Source organism: Nocardioides sp. NPDC047086, assembly GCF_040643685.1.
In the GTDB taxonomy this organism is placed as follows: Bacteria; Actinomycetota; Actinomycetes; order Propionibacteriales; family Nocardioidaceae; genus Nocardioides.
Window position 1 is genome coordinate 1 of record NZ_JBEYUV010000004.1, and the last position, 19,669, is coordinate 19,669.

18 protein-coding genes and 1 pseudogene are annotated in these 19,669 nt (G+C 69.0%); 3 read left to right on the forward strand and 16 right to left on the reverse strand.

Going from position 1 to position 19,669, the window contains the following annotated elements:
• Positions 1-46: 46 nt before the first annotated feature.
• Positions 47-2,638 (reverse strand): ATP-dependent chaperone ClpB, encoded by a 2,592-nt coding sequence (gene clpB, locus ABZ796_RS04335; protein WP_357334898.1) that lies wholly within the window; start codon positions 2,636-2,638, stop codon positions 47-49.
• Between the two features lie 254 nt (positions 2,639-2,892).
• Here clpB and ABZ796_RS04340 point away from each other — a divergent pair, with 254 nt between their 5' ends.
• Together ABZ796_RS04340 and ABZ796_RS04345 are read left to right on the forward strand one after the other, a co-directional pair.
• A complete protein-coding gene (locus ABZ796_RS04340; RefSeq protein ID WP_357334900.1) occupies positions 2,893-3,318 on the forward strand; it encodes a hypothetical protein in 426 nt (141 codons plus the stop codon).
• A complete protein-coding gene (locus ABZ796_RS04345) occupies positions 3,315-3,560 on the forward strand; it encodes a hypothetical protein (RefSeq protein WP_357334902.1) in 246 nt (81 codons plus the stop codon). The genes ABZ796_RS04340 and ABZ796_RS04345 overlap by 4 nt, the downstream gene beginning before the upstream one ends.
• Before the next feature lie 77 nt (positions 3,561-3,637).
• Here the strand turns inward: ABZ796_RS04345 and ABZ796_RS04350 are convergent, their stop codons facing one another.
• The 12 genes and pseudogenes from ABZ796_RS04350 to ABZ796_RS04405 form a co-directional block, all read right to left on the reverse strand.
• Positions 3,638-4,141, reverse strand: coding sequence for a hypothetical protein (locus ABZ796_RS04350; protein WP_357334903.1), 504 nt, complete (start codon positions 4,139-4,141; stop codon positions 3,638-3,640).
• Positions 4,138-4,686: a hypothetical protein gene (locus ABZ796_RS04355; protein ID WP_357334905.1), complete on the reverse strand. Its 549-nt coding sequence runs from the start codon at positions 4,684-4,686 to the stop codon at positions 4,138-4,140. Before ABZ796_RS04355 ends, ABZ796_RS04350 begins: the two co-directional genes overlap by 4 nt.
• 56 nt (positions 4,687-4,742) lie before the next feature.
• Positions 4,743-5,888, reverse strand: coding sequence for an MlaD family protein (locus tag ABZ796_RS04360; RefSeq protein ID WP_357334906.1), 1,146 nt, complete (start codon positions 5,886-5,888; stop codon positions 4,743-4,745).
• Positions 5,888-7,264, reverse strand: coding sequence for an MCE family protein (locus tag ABZ796_RS04365; protein ID WP_357334908.1), 1,377 nt, complete (start codon positions 7,262-7,264; stop codon positions 5,888-5,890). The genes ABZ796_RS04360 and ABZ796_RS04365 overlap by 1 nt, the downstream gene beginning before the upstream one ends.
• Positions 7,264-8,310, reverse strand: a complete 1,047-nt coding sequence (locus ABZ796_RS04370) for an MCE family protein (protein ID WP_357334910.1) — start codon at positions 8,308-8,310, stop codon at positions 7,264-7,266. Before ABZ796_RS04370 ends, ABZ796_RS04365 begins: the two co-directional genes overlap by 1 nt.
• A complete protein-coding gene (locus ABZ796_RS04375) occupies positions 8,307-9,320 on the reverse strand; it encodes an MCE family protein (RefSeq protein WP_357334912.1) in 1,014 nt (337 codons plus the stop codon). The genes ABZ796_RS04370 and ABZ796_RS04375 overlap by 4 nt, the downstream gene beginning before the upstream one ends.
• Entirely contained in the window at positions 9,320-10,351 is a 1,032-nt protein-coding gene (locus ABZ796_RS04380; RefSeq protein WP_357334914.1) for an MlaD family protein, read from the reverse strand. Before ABZ796_RS04380 ends, ABZ796_RS04375 begins: the two co-directional genes overlap by 1 nt.
• A complete protein-coding gene (locus ABZ796_RS04385) occupies positions 10,348-11,628 on the reverse strand; it encodes an MCE family protein (RefSeq protein WP_357334916.1) in 1,281 nt (426 codons plus the stop codon). The genes ABZ796_RS04380 and ABZ796_RS04385 overlap by 4 nt, the downstream gene beginning before the upstream one ends.
• Positions 11,625-12,491: an ABC transporter permease gene (locus ABZ796_RS04390; protein WP_357334918.1), complete on the reverse strand. Its 867-nt coding sequence runs from the start codon at positions 12,489-12,491 to the stop codon at positions 11,625-11,627. The genes ABZ796_RS04385 and ABZ796_RS04390 overlap by 4 nt, the downstream gene beginning before the upstream one ends.
• 1 nt (position 12,492) lies before the next feature.
• Positions 12,493-13,254, reverse strand: a complete 762-nt coding sequence (locus ABZ796_RS04395) for an ABC transporter permease (protein WP_357335224.1) — start codon at positions 13,252-13,254, stop codon at positions 12,493-12,495.
• A 519-nt stretch (positions 13,255-13,773) separates the two neighbouring features.
• Positions 13,774-14,262: pseudogene (locus tag ABZ796_RS04400) on the reverse strand (ATP-binding cassette domain-containing protein); the annotation flags it as partial.
• Positions 14,263-14,457: 195 nt separating this feature from the next.
• Entirely contained in the window at positions 14,458-15,171 is a 714-nt protein-coding gene (locus ABZ796_RS04405) for a helix-turn-helix domain-containing protein (protein WP_357335225.1), read from the reverse strand.
• Between the two features lie 213 nt (positions 15,172-15,384).
• Here ABZ796_RS04405 and ABZ796_RS04410 point away from each other — a divergent pair, with 213 nt between their 5' ends.
• Positions 15,385-16,137, forward strand: coding sequence for a hypothetical protein (locus ABZ796_RS04410; protein WP_357334920.1), 753 nt, complete (start codon positions 15,385-15,387; stop codon positions 16,135-16,137).
• A 3-nt stretch (positions 16,138-16,140) separates the two neighbouring features.
• On the opposite strand, the gene ABZ796_RS04415 is transcribed toward ABZ796_RS04410, so the two are convergent.
• The 3 genes from ABZ796_RS04415 to ABZ796_RS04425 form a co-directional block, all read right to left on the reverse strand.
• Positions 16,141-17,043, reverse strand: coding sequence for a pyridoxal-phosphate dependent enzyme (locus ABZ796_RS04415; protein WP_357334921.1), 903 nt, complete (start codon positions 17,041-17,043; stop codon positions 16,141-16,143).
• Positions 17,044-17,086: 43 nt separating this feature from the next.
• Positions 17,087-18,376, reverse strand: coding sequence for a helix-turn-helix domain-containing protein (locus ABZ796_RS04420; protein ID WP_357334923.1), 1,290 nt, complete (start codon positions 18,374-18,376; stop codon positions 17,087-17,089).
• A gap of 199 nt (positions 18,377-18,575) precedes the next feature.
• Complete coding sequence (locus tag ABZ796_RS04425; RefSeq protein WP_357334924.1) at positions 18,576-19,577, reverse strand: hypothetical protein; 1,002 nt, start codon at positions 19,575-19,577, stop codon at positions 18,576-18,578.
• Between the last annotated feature and the right edge of the window lie 92 nt (positions 19,578-19,669).

The following is a 19,669-nucleotide window of genomic DNA, read 5'->3' on the forward strand; positions in this document are numbered from 1 at the left end:
GTGGGCACCTGCGTGCCCACTCGGCCGACCGGGGTGACGCCTCGGCTCAGGACTTCAGGACGAGCCCGTCGCCGTCGCGGTCGACGGTGACCTGGCCACCGTCGGAGACCTCGCCGCCGATGAGCTTCCGGGCGAGGGGGTCGCCGATGGCGGACTGGATGAGGCGGCGGAGGGGACGGGCGCCGTACGCCGGGTCGTAGCCGGTCTCGGCCAGCCACTCCCGGGCCTCGGGGGTGACGGAGATCGAGATACGACGAGCGGCCAGGCGCTTCTCGAGCAGCCCCAGCTGGATGTCGACGATCTTGGTGAGATCGGCGAGCGTGAGGGCGTCGAACATGACGATCTCGTCGAGGCGGTTGAGGAACTCGGGCTTGAACGACGCCCGGACCACGGCCATGACCGACTCGCGCTTCTCGTGCTCGTCCATGACCGGGTCGACCAGGAAGGCCGAGCCCAGGTTGGAGGTGAGGATGAGGAGCGTGTTGCGGAAGTCGACCGTGCGGCCCTGACCGTCGGTCAGCCGCCCGTCGTCGAGCACCTGCAGCAGGATGTCGAAGACCTCGGGGTGAGCCTTCTCGACCTCGTCGAGCAGCACCACCGAGTAGGGGCGGCGGCGCACCGCCTCGGTCAGCTGACCACCCTCGTCGTAGCCGACGTAGCCCGGAGGCGCTCCGACCAGCCGGGCGACCGAGTGCTTCTCGGCATACTCGGACATGTCGATGCGTACGATCGCGCGCTCGTCGTCGAAGAGGAAGTCGGCCAGCGACTTGGCGAGCTCGGTCTTACCGGTGCCGGTCGGGCCCAGGAACAGGAACGAGCCGGTGGGGCGGTTGGGGTCGGCGACGCCGGCGCGCGAGCGGCGCACCGCGTCGGCGACGGCGGTCACCGCGGACTTCTGGCCGATCAGCCGGCGACCGATCTCGGTCTCCATCTCGAGCAGCTTGGCCTGCTCGCCCTGGAGCATCTTGCCGGTCGGGATGCCGGTCCAGGCCTCGACCACCTCGGCGATCTGCTGGGCAGCGACCTCCTCACCGACCAGCCGGTCGGTGACTTTCTCCTCCTCGGACTCCGAGGCCGCCTCGGCGATCTGCTGCTCGAGCGCAGGGATCTTCCCGTAGAGGATCTCCGAGGCCTCCCCCAGCGAACCCTCGCGCTGAAGCCGCTCGGCCTCGCTGCGCAGCGCGTCGAGCTGCTTGCGCAGGGCACCTTCGCCCTCGAGAGAGGCCTTCTCTCGCTCCCAGCGTGCCTCGAGCCCGCGCAGCTCCTCCTCCTTGTCGGCGAGCTCCTTGCGCAGCGCCGCGTGGCGCTCCAGCGAGGCGTCGTCGGACTCCTTCGAGAGCGCGAACTCCTCCATCTTCAGCCGGTCGACGGCACGCCGGAGCTGGTCGATCTCCTCGGGGGACGACTCGATCTCCATCCGCAGCCGGGACGCGGCCTCGTCGATGAGGTCGATCGCCTTGTCGGGCAGCTGGCGGCCGGTGATGTAGCGGTCAGACAGGCTCGCGGCGGCCACCAGAGCGGCGTCGGTGATGCGGACACCGTGGTGCGCCTCGTACTTCTCCTGGATGCCGCGCAGGATCTGCACGGTGTCCTCCACCGACGGCTCGCCGACGAAGACCTGCTGGAAGCGGCGCTCCAGAGCGGGGTCCTTCTCGATGCGCTCGCGGTACTCGTCGAGCGTGGTGGCACCGATCATGTGCAGCTCCCCGCGCGCGAGCATCGGCTTGAGCATGTTGCCGGCATCCATCGCGGAGTCGCCACCGGCACCCGCGCCGACGACGGTGTGGAGCTCGTCGATGAAGGTGATGACCTGGCCCTCGGCGGCCTTGATCTCCTCCAGGACGGCCTTGAGCCGCTCCTCGAACTGACCGCGGTACTGCGCACCGGCGACCATCGCCGCCAGGTCGAGGCTGAGCACGCGACGGCCCTTCAGCGAGTCGGGTACGTCGCCGGCGATGATCCGCTGGGCGAGCCCTTCGACGACGGCGGTCTTGCCGACGCCCGGCTCGCCGATGAGGACCGGGTTGTTCTTCGTACGCCGCGACAGCACCTGGATGACCCGGCGGATCTCGGAGTCACGGCCGATGACCGGGTCGAGCTTGCCCTTCTCGGCGGCCTCGGTGAGGTCCTGGGAGTACTTCTCGAGCGCCTCGTAGGAGTCCTCGGCGTCCTGGCTCGTCACCCGGCGGTTGCCGCGCACCGCCTTCAGCGACTCGCGCAGCCCCTTCTCGGTGAGCCCGACACGCTTGAGCACCTTCTGCGCCGACGACTCGACCGTGGCCAACGAGATCAGTAGGTGCTCGGTGGCGGCGTAGTCGTCCTTCAAGGACGTGGCCAGCGTGATCGCCCCGGCCAGGACTCGGGTGAGCGCGCCCGAGGCAGCGGGCTGCTGCACCGTGGACCCGCTCGCGCGCGGGAGCCCGGCGAGGTCGGCGGCCGCGGCTCGCGACAGCTCCTCGGCGTCCACGCCGGACTTGGTGACCATCGACGTCGCGGTGCCCTCGTCCTGCTGCAGCAGCGCGACGAGCAGGTGGATCGGCTCGGTCGTGGTGTTGCCCGCCGTCGTGGCGGAGAGCTGCGCGGCTTCGATGGCCTCGCGCGCCTTGGTGGTGAACTTGTCTGCCGAAAACTGGCTCATCTGTCTCTGCACTCCTCCTGGGGACGCGCTCAAGTCTGTCGCGAGTGCCTGTCACCCGCATCTATCTCAACACAACCAAAGTTGAGTCTATTCCACTCAAGTTTCGAGCCTACGCCCCTGCGAGGAACGAGCGGGGTCGTAACGCGAGAAGGTCGAGCGAGCGCAGCGGGTGAGCTTGCGAACCCGCGAAGCGGGTCGAGACCTACGTCAGTTTGGCGTGGCCGGCCGCCCAGCCGATCGGGCACACTCCTCCCGTGGACTCCCGAGACGCCGTGCGCGAGCAACTCGCCGCGCGGCAGCGCGAGGTCCTCGACGACCTGCTGGCCGGACGTACGCCGCCGGGGTTCGACGCCGCCGGGACGACCGCGACGACGCGGGTGCTGCACCACAAGCGCTCCTCGGCCGCGCACGACGCCGCCCCCGAGCTCGACCTCCTCCCGGACTGGCGCGCCCGCTTCCACGCCTGGGCCGCCGAGCATCCGCAGCAGGGCTGCGCCCACGATGACGTACGCGACTTCCTGACCACCGTCGGCGCCGACTGGCTCCGCCTGCACGAGGTCCATGAGGGCCGGCGGCATTGGGCGATCACCCGGATCGCCGGGCACCGGGTGCTCACCGTCGGTCTCGGCCCACAGATCTGGCACCTCACCCGCCGCACCTGGAAACGGAGCTCCCCGTGAAGACCCTGATCATCATCGTGATCCTCGGCCTGGTCATCTATGCGCTGACCAAGGCCGCGGTCAGTGCCGGCCGCGGCAGCCGACGCCGAGGGCCCCACCGACGCGGCGGCAGCAGCGGCAGCTCGAGCTCCTGCGGCTCCACCTACAGCTCCGGCGACCACCACACCAGCTCGTGCAACAGCTCCTCCTGCAACAGCTCCTCGTGCGGCTCGAGCTGCGGCGGCGGAGGCGGCGGCGACTGACCCCCTCGGATGCCGAGTCGGCTCATCTTGACCGAGATCCGTGCCGAGTCGGCTCGTGATAACGAGCCGACTCGGCATCAGAAGAGGTCGAGGGCGGTGACCTTCCACTGGCCGTCGACCTTGGCGGCCTCGACGGCGATCTGGGCGGCGGAGATGGAGGACTCCTTGTCGGTGGAGCGCTGGGAGGCCTGGTCGAGGAAGACCAGCAGCGAAGCGGAGTCGGCGTCGAGGGACTTGACCGCGGCGACCTGGACCTCGGCGCTGAGCACGAGCTTCTGACCGGGTGCCTTCTCCTGGAGCTGCTTGAAGAGGAGGTCGTACTCCTTGCGGGCGTCGCCGGCGAGGAACTCGTCAGCGGCGGCAGCGGTCGGTGAGGGGTCGGAGAAGTCGTAGGAGAAGACCTGGAGCAGGCCGGTGGAGACGGCCGACTGCACCTCGGCGGTCGCCTCGGCGTCGACGACGGCACGGTTGCCGACGTGGTCGGTGCGGCGTTCCCGGTCGGCCTGCCAGAACGCTCCCAGCCCGAGGATCAGGGCGAGCGCGGCGAGGAAGGGCACCCAACGGCGTACGAGAAGGCTCATGACATGTTCACCGCTACCTGCTCGAGGCTCTCCAGGAGCCAGTCGTCGCCGACCTTGACCAGGTCGGCCGCGAACCTGTTGCGCTTGACCGTCGGCTCGGCGTCCTCGCCGGAGGCCGACCCGTCGCGGACCGTGATCTCGACCGCCGCGATCACGGTCGCGCTGTCGTCGTCGAGCTCGGTCACGGCGGCGGCCATCACCGAGCCGGTCGAGATCTTCTCCTGCTCGGCGAGGACCGTGCGGTCCTCCTCGGAGACGCTGGTCAGCTGGTCGTGCAGGGTGCCGGTGGTGACCGCGGCCCACCCCTTCAGCCACTCGTCCACCTTCCGGTGGTCGAGCGAGTTGAGGGTCTCGATGTGGCTGGTCGCGACGATCAGCACCCGGTCCCGCACGGCGGCCTCGTCGACCATCTCCTGGTCGTGACCGCTCGCGCGCCACCAGGTCAGCCCACCGGCGACCAGCACGCACAACGCCACCAGCGGGAGGGCCCAGGCGAGCACGCGGTCGCGCCTCGACGGCGGCTCGGGTGCGTCCTTCTCGACCACCGAGGCCTCCGTCCGAGTCCCTGTTCGAGTCTCTGCTCGATTCTCCGTCGTGGTGCTCATCGCTCCCCCATCAGCCCGGCGAGCGTGGTGGGGACGCTAAACGTCCCCGGCTCGGCTGTCTCGGTCTTCGTGGTTTTCGGTTCGGGTACGGCAGCACAGCCCGCCGCGGTGTTGAACGGCTTGCCCTTGCTCACGTCGGTGCCGGCGCGCAGATCGGTGCCCTCGTAGCCGGAGACGCAGGCGGGCGGGTTGAAGAACGACGGCATCAGGCTCAGCCGGGGCCCGTTGGAGGTGTTGATCGCCCACCCGATGCTGACCGCCTCGGGCACGGTCACGAAGGTCGACTCGAGCGCGGCCGCGTTCGTCCCGAAGAGCGTCGCGGGCGTGACCAGGTTGCTCATCAGGATCCCGAGCGGCTGCCCGACCTCCTTGACCAGCAGCGAGATCTCGGTGGCCGTGCCGGGCGCGGCCCCGATCAGGTCGCGCAGGTCCTTGTCGGAATCAGCAAGGGTGGAGGAGAAGAGCGCGAGGTCGTTGCTCCAGGCCTTGATGCTGGTCGCCGACTCCTCCTGGGTCTCGAGCACCTGGTCGGAGTTGCGGATCAGGCTCGCGGAGACGAGGAAGCTGCGGTCGGCCTCCTGCTGGAACGAGAGCGAGGTGTCGACCAGCTTCCGCAGGTCGGACCCGGCTCCCCGGGACAGCAGGTAGGACTCGTCGATCGTCGTCACCAGCGCCTCCTCGGGCACCGAGGCGACGAAGTCGCGGCCGGTCTCGATGACCTGGGAGGCGTCGTACGGCAACGCCTCCTCGCCGGCGGAGAGCCGGTCGCCGGCGGAGAGCCGGTCGGATCCCACCGCGCCGCCACGGAGGTCCAGATACTGCTCGCCGATCGCCGACCGGTTGGCGACCTTCACGGTGACGTCCTCGGGGATGGCGGGTGCGTCGCCCTCGATCTCCAGCACCGCGCGTACGCCTTCGGAGCCTGCTTCCAGGGACGTCACCTCACCCACGGGCACCCCGCGGTAGGTCACCTCCGAGTTGACGAAGAGCCCGCCGCCCTCGGGCAGCGAGACGTCGACGCGGTAGGGCTCGTCGAGCAGGTCGAGGCCGACGTAGCGGGCCCCGACATAGCTCGTGCCCACGAGGGCCAGGGCGACGAAGAGCCCGAGCTTGACGCGTACGCCTCCGGTGAGCCGTTGCATCATTCGCTCCCTTCCACGGAGCCGGGGTCGCCGGCTCCGCCTTCCGGCGAGGTCTCGGAGGTCGCCGACCCCGACCCGGCAGGATCGGACGGCGATTCCGACGGCGACCCGGAAGGATCGGTCGGGGACGACGAGGACGACCCGGGCTCGGAGGGCGACGGGTCCGAGGAGGACGAGGTCGAGCCGGGGTCGGAGGGCAGGATCGACTCCCCCGGGATCGACGGCGAGGACGAGCCCGGCACCGGCGAGGTGGTCGAGGGCAGCAGTCCCGGCGGTGCGCCCGGCGACCCGGACTGGGAGGAGACCGAGCCGCCGGACCCGCCTTCGACCGCCGGCTGCAGCCACTCGCACCCCTTCGACCGGCAGCCGGCAGGAGTGCGGAAGTTCGTGACCATGAACAAGTTCAGGTAGTCGCCGCGGATCGCGTTGAGCACCTCGTCGGGGAACGGGTAGGTGAAGAGGATCTCGAGCGCGTAGGGCAGGTCGGAGCCGGCCTTGGCGAGCTGGTCGAGGATCGGGTCGAGCAGCTTCAGGTCGGCGACGATGTCGTCCTGGGCATCGTCCAGGGTGCTGATCGTGACCTTGGAGAGCTTGTCGAGCGCCTCCAGCATCGCGACCAGCTGCGGACGCTGGTCGACGAGCACCTGCATCCCCGGGGAGAGTCCCTCCAGCGCTCCTGCGATCTTGGCCTTGTCCTTCTCCAGCGTGACCGCGAGCTCGTTGAGCGACTCGATCGCGGACGTGATCGAGGCCGAGCGCGAGTCGAGGACCGAGACGAACCGGTCCATCTCCGTCAGGAAGGCCTTGATCTCCTCGGGCCGTCCGTCGGAGATCTGCTGCATCTCGCGGGAGATCTCCTGGAACTGCGCGATCCCGCCGCTGTTGAGCACCATCGACAGGGCGCCGAGCACCTCCTCGACCTGCGCGGCCGCCTCGGTGTCGCCCCTCCCGAGGACCGCGCCATCGCCCAAGGGCGAGCCCGCGACCGGGGTGGCGGGGCGGATCAGCGCGACGTACTTCTCCCCGAGCAGCGAGGTCTGCTGCAGTCGCGCCGTGGTGCCGGCGGGGAGCGAGACGTCGTCCCTGACCACCAGCGACACCCGCGCGCTGCGGCCGTCCTCGGTCAGCCGGATCTTGGCGACCCGGCCGACCGCGACGTTGTCGATCTTGACGCTCGACTGAGGAACCAGATCGAGTACGTCGCCGAACTCGGCGCTCAGCGTGATCGGGTCCTTCCCCACGTCGGCGCCACCGGGCAAGGGCGCCTCGTAGACGCCGCCGCTGACGGCACCGAGACCGCAGCCGGAGAGGGTGAGGGTGAGGGTGAGGGTGGCCGCGGCCAGCACGGCCACGAGAGGCCTGGACAGGTACGCCATCACTGCTCCTCTCCGACACCGGACCCGACACCCGGAAGCAGGACCGGTGGCGCGTCCTCGGAGGTCTGGCCGGTGAGGCCGTCGCCGGACCAGACGCTCAGCTCGTTCAGGTTGGTGCGGCCGACGAGGCTGTTGGTCGCCGGGTCGTAGGCGTTGATGTACTTCTGCAGCACCAGCGGGATCGTGGCGACCGCCTCCTCCAGCGACTCGTTCTGGTCGACGAGGACCTGGGTCGGCCCCTGCAGGTTCTCGACGCTCGTACGCATCTCGCCGCGGTTGTCCTTGATGAAGGACTCCAGCAGCGCGAGCGCCTCGCCCAGGTTGCCGACCGCGGCGGCCAGGTCGTCGCGGTCCTCGGCGAGATACTCGGTGACCTGCGCGAACCGGCGGTTGGCGTCCTCGACCCCGTCGTCGTGCTCGAGCAGGGTCTTGTTGAAGGTGTCGAGGTTCTCGACGGTGGCGAAGAAGTCCTGGTCGACGTCGGCCAGGGTCGCCGACGCGTCGGCTCCTTCCCGGATCACCTGGTTGATGTCGGCGCCCTGCCCGTCGAGGTTGGCCGCCACCACCTCCAGGAACCGCGACAGCGCGCCGTTCCGGTTGGTGCCGTCGGGGCCGAGCTGCTTGCCGGCCTCGGTCAGCGAGGCGTAGAGGTCGTCGATCTCGACCGGGACGGCGGTCTCCTCGATGACGGTGCCGTCGCGGAGCTCGGGTCCGTCGACGTACGGCTCGGTGAGCTGGACGAAGCGGTCCGAGACCAGCGTCGGCGCCACGATCACCGCCGAGGTGTCGGCCGCGGCGGTCTGGCCGGGGCCGAGAGTCATCGCGACCTTCACGTGCTCGCCGGCCGGGGTCACCGAGGTCACCTCGCCGACCGGCACCCCGAGGATCTGCACGTCGGAACCTGGATAGAGGCCGATCGAGGCCTCGAAGAGGGCCGAGAAGGTGGTCCCCCGACCCCCCTCCCGGATCCCGTACGCAGCACCCCACCCGACCGCGCCGACGGCGGCGACCACGAGGAACCCTGCGATGACGCGGCGAAGTCTCATCTCGTCCCTCCCGGGCGGCAGTCACGTTCGACGTCGTTGTCGAGCACCGGCGCGTTGTTCTCGTCGAAGAGGCCGCAGCCGTAGACGTCGATCCAGGGCCCGTTGCTCATCGAGGCGCCGACCACCCGGTAGTAGGCGCCGATCTGCGACAGCGCCTTGTCGAGGTGGTCCTGGTTGCGCTGCAGGATCTCGGAGACCTGGTCGAGCTTCTTCAACGCCGGCTGGAGCCGCTTCTGGTTGTCCTGGACCAGTCCGGTGACCTGCTCGGCGAGGTCGTCGGTATAGGTCAGCATCTGATGGATCGCCCGGCGCCGGGCGGCGAGCTCCTCGAGCAGCTTGTCGCCGTCCTCGATCAGGAGGCCGATCTCGTCGTTGCGCTCGGCGAGGGTGTCGGTGACGTCGGTCGTCGTCCGCAGCAGCTCGGCCAGCTCCTGGTCGCGGGAGGAGATCGTGCGGGAGAGCCGGGTGAGACCGGAGACCATGCCGCGTACGTCCTCGGGGGTGTCCTCGAAGACCTCCGAGAGAGCGTCCATCGACTGCTCGACCTGGGCCATGTCGATCTCCCCGACGGTGGTGGAGAGGTCGGAGAAGGCGGCGTTGACGTCGTAGGGGGTCGTCGTCCGGGCGACCGGGATCGGCTCGCGGAGACGTCCCGGGCCGCCCGGGTCCAGGGCGAGGAACTTGCGTCCGAGCAGCGTCTTCATCTTGATCGAGGCGGTGGTCTGCGAGCCGAGCGAGACGTCCTTGGCGCGGAACCTGATCAGCACCTTGTCGCCGTCGAGCTCGAGCGAGGAGACCTCGCCGACCTTCACCCCGGCGACCCTCGCCTCATCGCCGGGGCGGATCCCGGCGGCCTCGGCGAAGTAGGCCTCGTAGGTGTCGCCACCGCCGATGACCGGGAGCTCCTCGGCATAGAACGTGGCGAAGAAGACGCCGGTCATGGCGAGGATCCCGACCACGGCGATCACGACCTTGTTGCGCTCGGCGAACGACTTCGGATAGCGGGCCATCATCGGCACCTTCCTGCCGGCGAGTCCACGCCGAGGTCGCCGTAGTAGCCCTCGGGTTTCGGGATCCGCCCGTCGATGGAGCAGATGTAGAAGTTGAGCCAGCCTCCGTAGGAGGCCATCCGGCCGATCTGGTCGGTCTTCTGGGGCATCGTGGTCAGGAACTTCGTCAGCGCCTCGTCGTTCTCGGCGAGGTTCTCCGAGACGTCGCCGAGGGAGTCGATCGAGTCACGCAGCGGCTCCCGGCCCTCCTGCAGCAGTCCGGTGACGCTCTGGGAGAGCTCGCCCATCCCCTCGATGGTCGAGCCGATCGTCTTCCGGTCGGCGGCGAGCCCGGAGACCAGCCGCTGCAGCGTCACCAGGGTCGTGTCGAGCAGGCCGGTGCGCTGGCTGACCACCTCGAGGACCGAGTTGAGGTTGGTGATCAGGTCCCCGATCACCTGGTCGCGGTCGGCGAGGGTCGAGGTCAGCGAGGCCGTCGAGGAGAGCAGCGACTCGACCGTCGCCCCCTCGCCCTGGAAGACCGCGATGATCTGGGCGCTGAGGTTGTTGACGTCCTCGGGGTTCAGGAACTTGAAGAGCGGCTGGAAGCCGTTGAACAGCATCGTCAGGTCCAGCGCCGGCTGGGTCTCGTCGAGGGAGAACGTGTAGCCGGCGCGCAACGGGTCCCCGCCGGGAGAACCTGGCTCGAGGGCGATGTAGCGCTGCCCGATCAGGTTGCGGAACCGCAGCTCCGCCCGGGTCCCCTCGACCATCGGCGCCGTCTCGGCCGCGGTGAAGACGACCTCAGCGGTGTCGTTGTGGCGCAGCCCGATGGATTGGACGGTGCCGATCTTCACCCCCGCCATCCGCACGTCGTCGCCCTTGTTGAGGCTGGTCACGTCGGTGAAGAGCGCCGTGAACGTACGCCCCGACGAGGTCGATCCGTTGGAGATCGTCGTCGCCAGCGCCGCCATGGCGAGGACCGTCACCAGCGCGAAGACCACCGACTTGGTGAGCGTCACCGTCACCGAGCCGCCATTACCGGTCCTCATCGCACGATCACCTCCGTGCCTCGCAGGGTCGGGCCGAGCAGCAGACTCGACCAGGTCGGATACTCATCAGGTGCCAGACCTTCCGCTGGTGCCATCACCTCGGCGATCAGCTGGTTCTCGCCCGGGGAGTTCTGCTCGCCGAGGCCCCTGGTCGCGCCGAAGGTGCGCACCCGGTCCGTCGGTGGTGCCTCGATCCGCTCGATAGTGTCGGCCGTGCCGGTGACGGCCGGCTGGCTGCCGGTCTGGCCGGTGACGTACGGGCACCGTGGGCCGCCGGTACGCAGCTTCGGGACGTAGCCGGAGGGGTAGGGCTGCCGGATGTCGGAGACGCTGACCAGCGCATGGATGCCGGGCTCGTCGGTGCCCTTGCCGAGGTTCTTCGCCATCACCGGCGCGAAGTCGCGCAGGGCACTGAACAGGCACGGGAAGGACGCGGCGTACGGGCTCACCGCGCGGAGCGCGTCGCGCGAGGTGTCGGCGAGCACCACGATCGTCTCCCGGTTGCGCTCGAGCCAGCGGTCGGTGTCGGCCGCCGTCGTGGTCACCGACCGGAACGTGTCCGCGATCTGTCGCTGCTGGTCGACGAGGGTCGCGGCGGTCACCGTCATGGTGTCCAGCGCGTCCAGCAGGTCCGGCGCGGCCTCCTCGTAGTGGCCCGCGACCCGGCCGAGGGCGGCGAGGTCGTCGGCCATCTGCGGGACCAGCGGGTTGAGCTTCCTCAGGTAGTCCGCCCAGGCCGAGAAGGCCTGGCCGATGTCGTCGCCGTTGTCGCGCAGCATCGTGGCCAGCTCGCTCAGCGTCGCGTTGAGCTTGTGGGGCTGGATCGCCTTGAGCACCGGGAGCAGCTCGTCGAGCACCTGCTCCAGCTCGACCGCCTCGTCGGAGCGGTCCTGCTCGATGGTGTCGCCGGCGGACAGCTCCGACCCGCTCGCGGTCGGCTGCAGAGCCACGTACCGCTCCCCGAAGAGTGTCTTGGGCAGCAGCCGCGCGGTGGTGTCGGCCGAGAGGTCGGAGAGGACGTCCGGCTCCAGCGCGAGGGTCAGCTCGGCGCCGCCCTCGCGGGCCGAGACCGTGCGGACGGTGCCGACGGGCACCCCGCGCAGCTTGACGTCGGAGCCCACCTGGAGCGCGTTGCCGAGGGTGCCGGTGGTCAGCCGCACCTCGGAGCGGTCGACGAAGGTCTGGTCATAGGCGAGCCAGGCGCCGAGCGCCACCGCCGCGACCACGGCCAGGTAGCACAGGCCGAGGAAGGCGTCGCGAAGTCTGCCGAGGGTCATCCCGCGATCCTCACCGTCGTGGTGGCGCCCCACATCGCCATCGAGAGGGCCAGGTCGAGCAGCGCGACGACCACGATGGTCCGCCGCACCGAGCGACCGACCGCGATCCCGACCCCGGACGGCCCGCCGCTGGCGTAGAAGCCCAGCCGGCAATGGATCAGGATGATCAGGATCGAGAAGATCAGCACCTTCCCGAAGCTCAGCAGGATGTCGATCGGCGGCAGGAAGAGCTGGAAGTAGTGGTCGTACGTCCCGGCCGACTGCCCGTGGAAGTAGACCGTCACGATCCGCGAGCCCGCATAGGAGGTCAGCAGCCCGACCACGTAGAGCGGGATGATCGCCACGAAGCCGGCGACCACCCGGGTCGAGACCAGGTAGGGGATCGTGCCCAGCCCCATCACCTTGACCGCGTCGATCTCCTCGTTGATCCGCATCGCGCCGAGCTGGGCGGTGAACCCGGCGCCGACGGTCGCCGACATCGCCAGGGCCGCCACCAGCGGCGCGATCTCGCGGGTGTTGAAGTAGGCGGAGATGAACCCGTTGAGCGTCGAGGTGCCGATCTGGTCGAGCGCTGCGTACCCCTGCATGCCGACGACCGTGCCGACGAAGATGCTCATCCCCGTCATCACGCCGATCGTGCCGCCGATGACCGCGAGCGCGCCGGTGCCGAAGGAGACCTCGGAGAGGATCCGCAGGATCTCGCGCGGATAGTGCCGGATCGCGGTCGGGATGCCGACCAGCACCTTCCCGTAGAACCGGATGTCCTTGCCGGTCTGCACCAGCCCGTCCAGCGCCCGCCAGCCCCGGCCCGCCGGTTTCCTGGTGGAGCCTGTCGACGTTCCGCTCTTGGTCAGCACAGCCATCTCAGGCTCCCTTCCCGGGGACGAGCTCGAGATAGAGCGTGGTGATCACGAAGTTGACGAAGAAGAGGAGCAGGAAGGTGACCACGACCGACTGGTTGACCGCCTCCCCCACACCTTTCGGCCCCGGCTTGGTGTTGAGCCCGCGGAACGCGGCGACGAGGCCGGCGATGAGCCCGAAGAGCACCGCCTTGAGCTCGCCCACCCACAGGTCGGAGAGCTGAGCGAGGGCGGTGAAGGAGGAGAGGTACGCCCCGGGCGTCCCGCCCTGGATGATGACGTTGAAGAAGTAGCCGCCGAGGACGCCGACGACGCTGACGAGGCCGTTGAGCAGCACCGCCGCGAGCACGCAGGCGAGCACGCGCGGCACCACGAGCGCCTGGATCGGATCGACCGCGATCACCCGCATCGCGTCGATCTCGTCACGGATGGTCCGCGATCCCAGGTCGGCGCAGATCGCCGCGCCGCCCGCTCCCGCGATCACCAGCGACGTCACGATCGGGGCCGCCTGCTGGACCACGGCGAGCACCGAGGCGGCACCGGTGAACGACTGCGCCCCGATCTGCACCGTCAAGGTGCCGAGCTGCAGCGCGATCACCGCGCCGAACGGGATCGCGACCAGCATCGCCGGGATCCAGGAGACCGAGGTGACGAACCAGAACTGATCGAGCAGCTCGCGGGCCGCGAACGGCCTGCGGAACGCCGCCCGGAACGTGTCCAGACCCAGCGCGAAGAGCGCCCCGACCTGGTCGAGCCCTCGGCTGATCGGGTCCTTGGTCCGGACCGCCGGCGGCGCTCGGTCAACGTCGTCGTCATCGGCGGTGTAGAGGGCCGCCGCGCCGCTCGAGACCCGGTCCGCGTGCCGCGCGGCACCCTCCCGGGGCGCGCCGCTGGCCGGGGCGAGCTGGCGCGGCAGCACCTCGATGGCGCGGGCTCCGGCGCGTACGGTCGCCACTCCCCCGGACGGGTAGTAGGTCTCACCCTCGACGTAGTCGTCGTTGACCCCGTGGTCGGTCTCCTCGCTCATCCCGATCGGCCCGATCGGGTCGCCGCTCATGAACTGGGACACGACCGGGTGGTCGGTGAGCAGGAACTCCTCGCGCGGGCCGTACATCACCAGCCGGCGGCGGTAGAGCATGCCGAGGTTGTCCGGCAGCGTACGTGCCAGCTCGATGTTGTGGGTGACCACCAGCATCGTGGCGTCGGTGGCCGCGTTGACGTCGACGAGGAGCTGGGCGAGGTTGGCCGTACGCACCGGGTCGAGCCCCGAGTCGGGCTCGTCGCACAGGATGATCGAGGGCTCGGTGACCAGCGAGCGGGCCAGGCCGGCGCGCTTGCGCATCCCGCCGGAGATCTCCCCGGGCAGCTTGTGCTCCTGCCCCAGCAGCCCGACCAGGTCGAGCTTGTCGTTGGTGATCGCCCGGATCTCCGACTCGCGCTTCTTGGTGTGGGCGCGCAGCGGGAAGGCGACGTTGTCGAAGACGCTCATCGAGCCGAAGAGCGCACCGTCCTGGAAGAGCACCCCGAACCGCTTGCGCAGCTCCTGCCGCTGCGACTCCCGCGCCTTGACCATGTCGACCCCGTCGACCAGGCAGATCCCGGCCTCGGGCCGCAGCAGCCCCATCAGCGACTTCAGGAACACCGACTTCCCGGTTCCCGAGGGCCCGAGCAGCGCGGTGATCTCCCCCTGGGGCAGCGTGAGGGTCACGTCGCTCCAGATGTTCTGAGACCCGAAGCTCTTGGTGAGCCCGGTGACCTCCACGGTTCCGCCCATCGCGGGACCTCCCTGATCTGCCGTTGTGGGGTGTGCTTCCGACCGGACAGTACGTGTGGCTCAGGTCACAGCGGCAGGGGAAATCGAGCCGCCCGGAGAATGCAGGCCGGGATTTGTCACGCGCATGACAAATCGGCCGCCCCCGACAGCAGGGCGGCCCGGCGGGCGAACGAAAGTTCGTTCGCCCGCGCCCGGCTACTGTGCCGCCAGCGCGCCAGCTGTCTGGTCGATCGTCACCAGGCCCGCAAGGAGGTCACCTGCCGCCGAAGCGGCGATGGAGATGGTTGCTTGGGGCACCTCGCACATCCTCAGTGCCGCTGCCGCGATGCGGTTCGCTCGCTTAGGGGTAACCGCCAGCCCGACTTGACGGAGGGTGGTCACCACTTCGACGGAGTGTGTCAGCATCTCCCCGAGCTCGCGGGTGTCGATGTCAGAGGCGAGATCGCGAGAAGCGGCCCGAAGCCCGAAACGTCCGTATGACTCGACAAGCTGACCGCGTGCGTGGTGGAACTCGGCGTAGATCTCACTGTCGGCCACATCGGATTGGCCGTAGAGGATGCCGACGTTGTGAGACGCCTCTGCCAGCGTACGTATGTCGATCAGCGCTAGCAGGTAGAGAGCGGTTGCGTCGGTATCGGGCGGCACGAGTGCCTCGATCTTCGCGACGTTGTCCATCGTGGGGCGTACGGAGCGCTGCAGCAGCTCGGCGAGGATCTCGTCCTTCCCAGCGAAGTGGTAGTAGAGACTGGCCTGCTGGATCCCGACCTTCTCAGCGATCTCTCGCGTCGACGTCGCCGCGAAACCCCTGGTCACGAACAGTTCTGCCGCGGCGTCGAGCACCTGATCACGTGGCGACGCCGCGCTCGTGCTGACCACATGCCGTGGACGTCCCGGGCTCGTCCGTCGCATCACATCCACTCTCCGCTCCTCCGATCGAAAGTCACTGGATCGGCCAAGGCGGCGAGGCACGAGGGCCACACCCACCCGGTGGACACGGTGCTCCCGCCGCCCCGGCCGTGCCACCAATCTGCCGCTCATGACGAGTAGGAACCACCGGGAGAACCAGTGATCATTCGATCAAGATCTCCCTGTGTGACAGGGAGGTTGTGAAACTATGAGCGTATGAGTATCGGCGCCGAAGCGCGTCTTCCGAAAGCAGCCAGTCAACGCCGGGAGCGACGAGAGTGGTCTGCTGAACTACGTGCGCAGGGATCGACCTGGGTCGAGGTTGCGGATGCGTTCGCCGACAGATACGCGGTGAACCCGCGAGTTGCATTCCGCCTCGCCCGCGATTGGAGCCAACGCGACGCCGCGGATCAGTGGAACCAGCGCTGGCCCGACGACCCTAAGACCTTCAAGAACTTCTCCTACTGGGAGCAATGGCCCGGCTCGACAGGTTACGCCCCCTCGCTCATTGTCCTCTCCCGGATGGCCGAGATGTACCAGTGTGCTGTGGCCGATCTGGTTGTCGACCTGGCCGACCACTCCGATTTGGACACTGCCCGCGCCACTAGTGGCAACCTTTCGGGACTCTGGCTCTCCCGTTACAACTACTTCTCTGACGGCCGGGACGCGGACCTGGACAGCGAGCACACGGTCCGGGCCCACCACACCGGAAGTCGGCTTCATGCCACCACCGATCCCGCCAGCGAATCACGGCTCACTCTCGATCTGAGCGTCAAGGGCGCCATCGCCACCGGCACCTGGACGGAGCGAACGACAGCTACCGGCTACTACCGGGGTGCCGACTACCACGGCACAATCCAGCTAGTCATCGGTCCGCACTCTCGCTCGATGGGCGGCCGCTGGCTCGGATTCGGGAAGGACTTCCTCGTCAACTCAGGAGACTGGTATCTCGAGTGGCTCGAAGACTGAGCCTCAGCCCTCCGAGACCTCACCCGAACTGCTGATCAGTGCCAGGACCGTGGTCCCGCGAGGGAACGTGCCTCGAACCACCTGATCGATCAGCGCGTACATCATCTTCGCCTCGTATACCCAGTCCAGTCGCAAGCCGTGCCGCTGCTCGAAGTCATCGATGAAGTCATCCAGTTCCGGGGTGCGCTTCGCATAGCCACCGAAGTGATAGTCGCACTCCAGTCGCCACGAACCGCTGCGAGCGCCGTACACCTGCTCCTGCAGCCTCACGATGTCGTCTTCGAGGAACGCACCGCCCTTCAGAACGGGAACCCCCACTGTCACTTGCCCTTGCGCAGCGCCGGCAGCCACGCCGGCGAGTGTCCCGCCGGTTCCCACCGCGCAGAACACGACGTCGACAGCCTCATCGAGCTCCTTGGAAAGCTCGGCGCAACCGCGTACGGCCTCGGTGTTGCTGCCCCCTTCTGGGACCAGATAGAAGTCACCGAACTCCCGATGCAACGCCCCGATCACCGCGTCAGACGTCTTCGCCCGGTAGGTCGCGCGATCGAGATACGCCAGCTGCATTCCGCGCGAAACCGCGTACTTGAGCGAGGGGTTCAAGGGCAGATGCTCCTCACCTCGGATGACCCCGATCGATCTGAACCCGAAGTAGGCGCCCACCGCTGCAGTTGCCCTGATGTGATTGGAGTACGCCCCACCGAACGTCAGCAGGGTCTCGAACTCCAACTCCCGAGCAGTCGCGATGTTGTACTTCAGCTTCCGCCACTTGTTGCCAGGGATCTCCGGATGGATCAGATCATCGCGCTTGATCAACACACGCACGCCCGCCTTAGCGAACCTGGCGTCGTCGATCTCGACCACCGGCGACGGCAGCCGAAGCTCTGCGATCAGCCGATCCTTCACCTGACCAGCATGACAGGCCCGCGGATCGGTACCGGCCGACCACTCAGCCGCAGCGCTCGAGCTCGACCCAGTCGGCGGCGGAGCCGTCACCGGCGCCGAGGGCGAAGAGGAGCAGGGTGACGAACTCGGGGTCCTGCAGCCGGCTGCCGAAGGCTGCCCGAAGGCGGAGCTTGTGGTTGCGGACGGTGTGCTCATGGATGCCGAGCTCCGCGGCGAGCGCCGAGGCGTTCGCTCCGGTGAGCAACCAGAGCCGCAGCGTACGCAGCACCGCGCGCCGGTGCTCGTCCTTGAACGCCTCCAGCGGCGCGAGGGCCTCGCTCGCCTCCCAGCGCGAGAGGGTGGGGTCGGCGTTGAGCAGCAGGGCGACGTGGTGGTCGGCGCAGCGCACGACCGGGTCCGCGGGGATCACCCCGGACTCGACGAGCTCGCGGGCGCGCTCGGTCCAGCGGATCGCGGCCGGCACATCGGCCAGCGGCACCGGCACGGTCACGAAGACGGGGCCGGTACGCGGCCACCCGCGCATCACCGCGCCGACGGCGTCGACCTCGGCCGGGTCGGTGACCACCAGGGCGCGTCGACCGGCGGTGTCCCACACGCAGTTCTCGGGCAGCTCGACGGGCTGCTCGGCCGAGTCCAGCGGAATGATGGTGTCGACCGCGCAGACCACCACCGCTGCCGGCAGCTGCCAGCCGACGCGCACGGCGAGACCGCCGATCACCTCGGCGTCCGCCTCGCCGGCGAGACCCCGGACCACCCGGCGCCGGATCCAGCACGGGTCCGCCTCGCGGTCCCGGACCCCGGCGGCGTACCCGCGGGCGACGTCGTCGAGCAGGATGCCCATGTAGGCGAGGAGGGAGCCGCACAGCGTCCCGCGTACGTCGTCGGCGACCAGCCCTTCGGCCTCGTGCCGGATCGCCTCGGCCGCCCGGTGGGTGGCCAGGTCGACGGCCGCCCGGAACCCGTCGAGGCTCCGCTCGGCCAGCGCTTCTCCCCTGCCCATCGCGAAGTACATCGCCGACACCGTCTCCGGGTCCGACGGGATGTTCTCGACCACGTCGGCATAGAGCTCCACGGCGCTGGCGGCGGCCTTCGTGATCAGGTCCCGGCGCCGCTGGGTGGGGTGCCGGGAGTAGGCGGCGACCTGGCGCAGGATCTCGTCGGCGATCTGTGGGACCAGCCCGCGGCCGACCCTACGGATGACCGCACACTCCGTGGGCGAGACGCGAGGGGCATGGATCTTCTCGGCGAGCTGCCGCGAGGCGCTTCGGCGTGGCAGTCGTGGGTGCGGGACACCCGTTCCGGTGGTCGTCATCTGGCTCTGCGTCGGACTCATGGATCTACGACTTCTCCCCTCGGTCCCCGGCCCGCGGGAGCACTGTGCTTCGTCAGGCCGGCGTCACTCAGTGACGCTCATCACAGAGGAGATCGGGCTGATCGGCCAGTGGAAGAGGTCCCCAACCGGGCGCAGAGGCAGCCGACTTGTCACGCGCGTGACAACTTTTGCTCCCGCGGAACTCTCCTGAGCGACATCGTCACCGGTCACCCGTGGGAATCTCGGGCAGCGAGGGGACCTGGGGAGGCAGCACGTCCATGCGACACGGGACCGCCTCAGGGGTCGAGGCCCCCGGGGCCGGCGGCAGGTTGGGCCCGCCGGGGTTCGGCACCGTGCACCCGAGGACGCCGCCCTGATACGTACGCAACGGGTATCCCTCACCCGAGACGGCGGCCGTCAACAGTCTGGAGACGTCGTCACCGGTCGTGGTCACGCACCCCGAGAACGGAGGCACGTCGATGGTGCCGGCGAGGAGACCTCCCGGACTGAGGTTGAAGAGGCCGTTGTCCCACAGCTCGGGCTGCACCGGGGCAGGCACGTTCTGGGTCCCGTCCCAGGCATAGAAGTATCCCTTGCCGGTGAGCCGGACGTCCCCTGGCTCACGGGTCCGACACTCCCCCCGGAAGGGCAGCGACACGCCGTCGACCCGCAGCGACATCACCCGCGTCGAGAGCCTGCCCTGGACCGGAGTGTCCGGAACCTCTCTCCTGCCCGATCTCAGTGCGCACGACAACGTCTCGAGCTTGATGGGCACCGGGAGACCTTCGGACCTCTCCTGCTCCAGACGTACGGTCGCCTCGACCGGCACCGCACCGAAGGTGACCGTGCGAACGACGATCTCGGGCGTCTGGCCGTAGTTGTGGTCGGAGCCCGATTGAGCGACGAAGTAGATGTTCGCCCCTGCCTTGGTGCACTGCGTGTACTGGACCGGGTCCGGTACATCGACGCGTCCCTGGTAGAAGTCCGCGGCCGCCGTCATGAGGGGCGTACGCATCCATTGACGCGCCCGCTCGACGTCGGCGAGCGAGGCGGAGGCCGACCCGGTCCAGGAGGCGTGTCGGAGCGGCAGCTCCTGTTGCTCTGCGGCGGGCAGCCCCGGGTAAGGGCCCTCGTCCGCCTGGCCCGCCCCGAGGCCGAACGCCGCGAAGGCGGATCCGGCGAGGACGGCCAGCGCCGTAGCGCGCTGCAGAGTGTGTCGCATGTCGCCAACGTGGCATCGCGGATATGGGGACGCAACAAGGTCGGCTCGGATACGTCGGAACCGGTGCCCGGACTTGTCATGCCCATGACAAG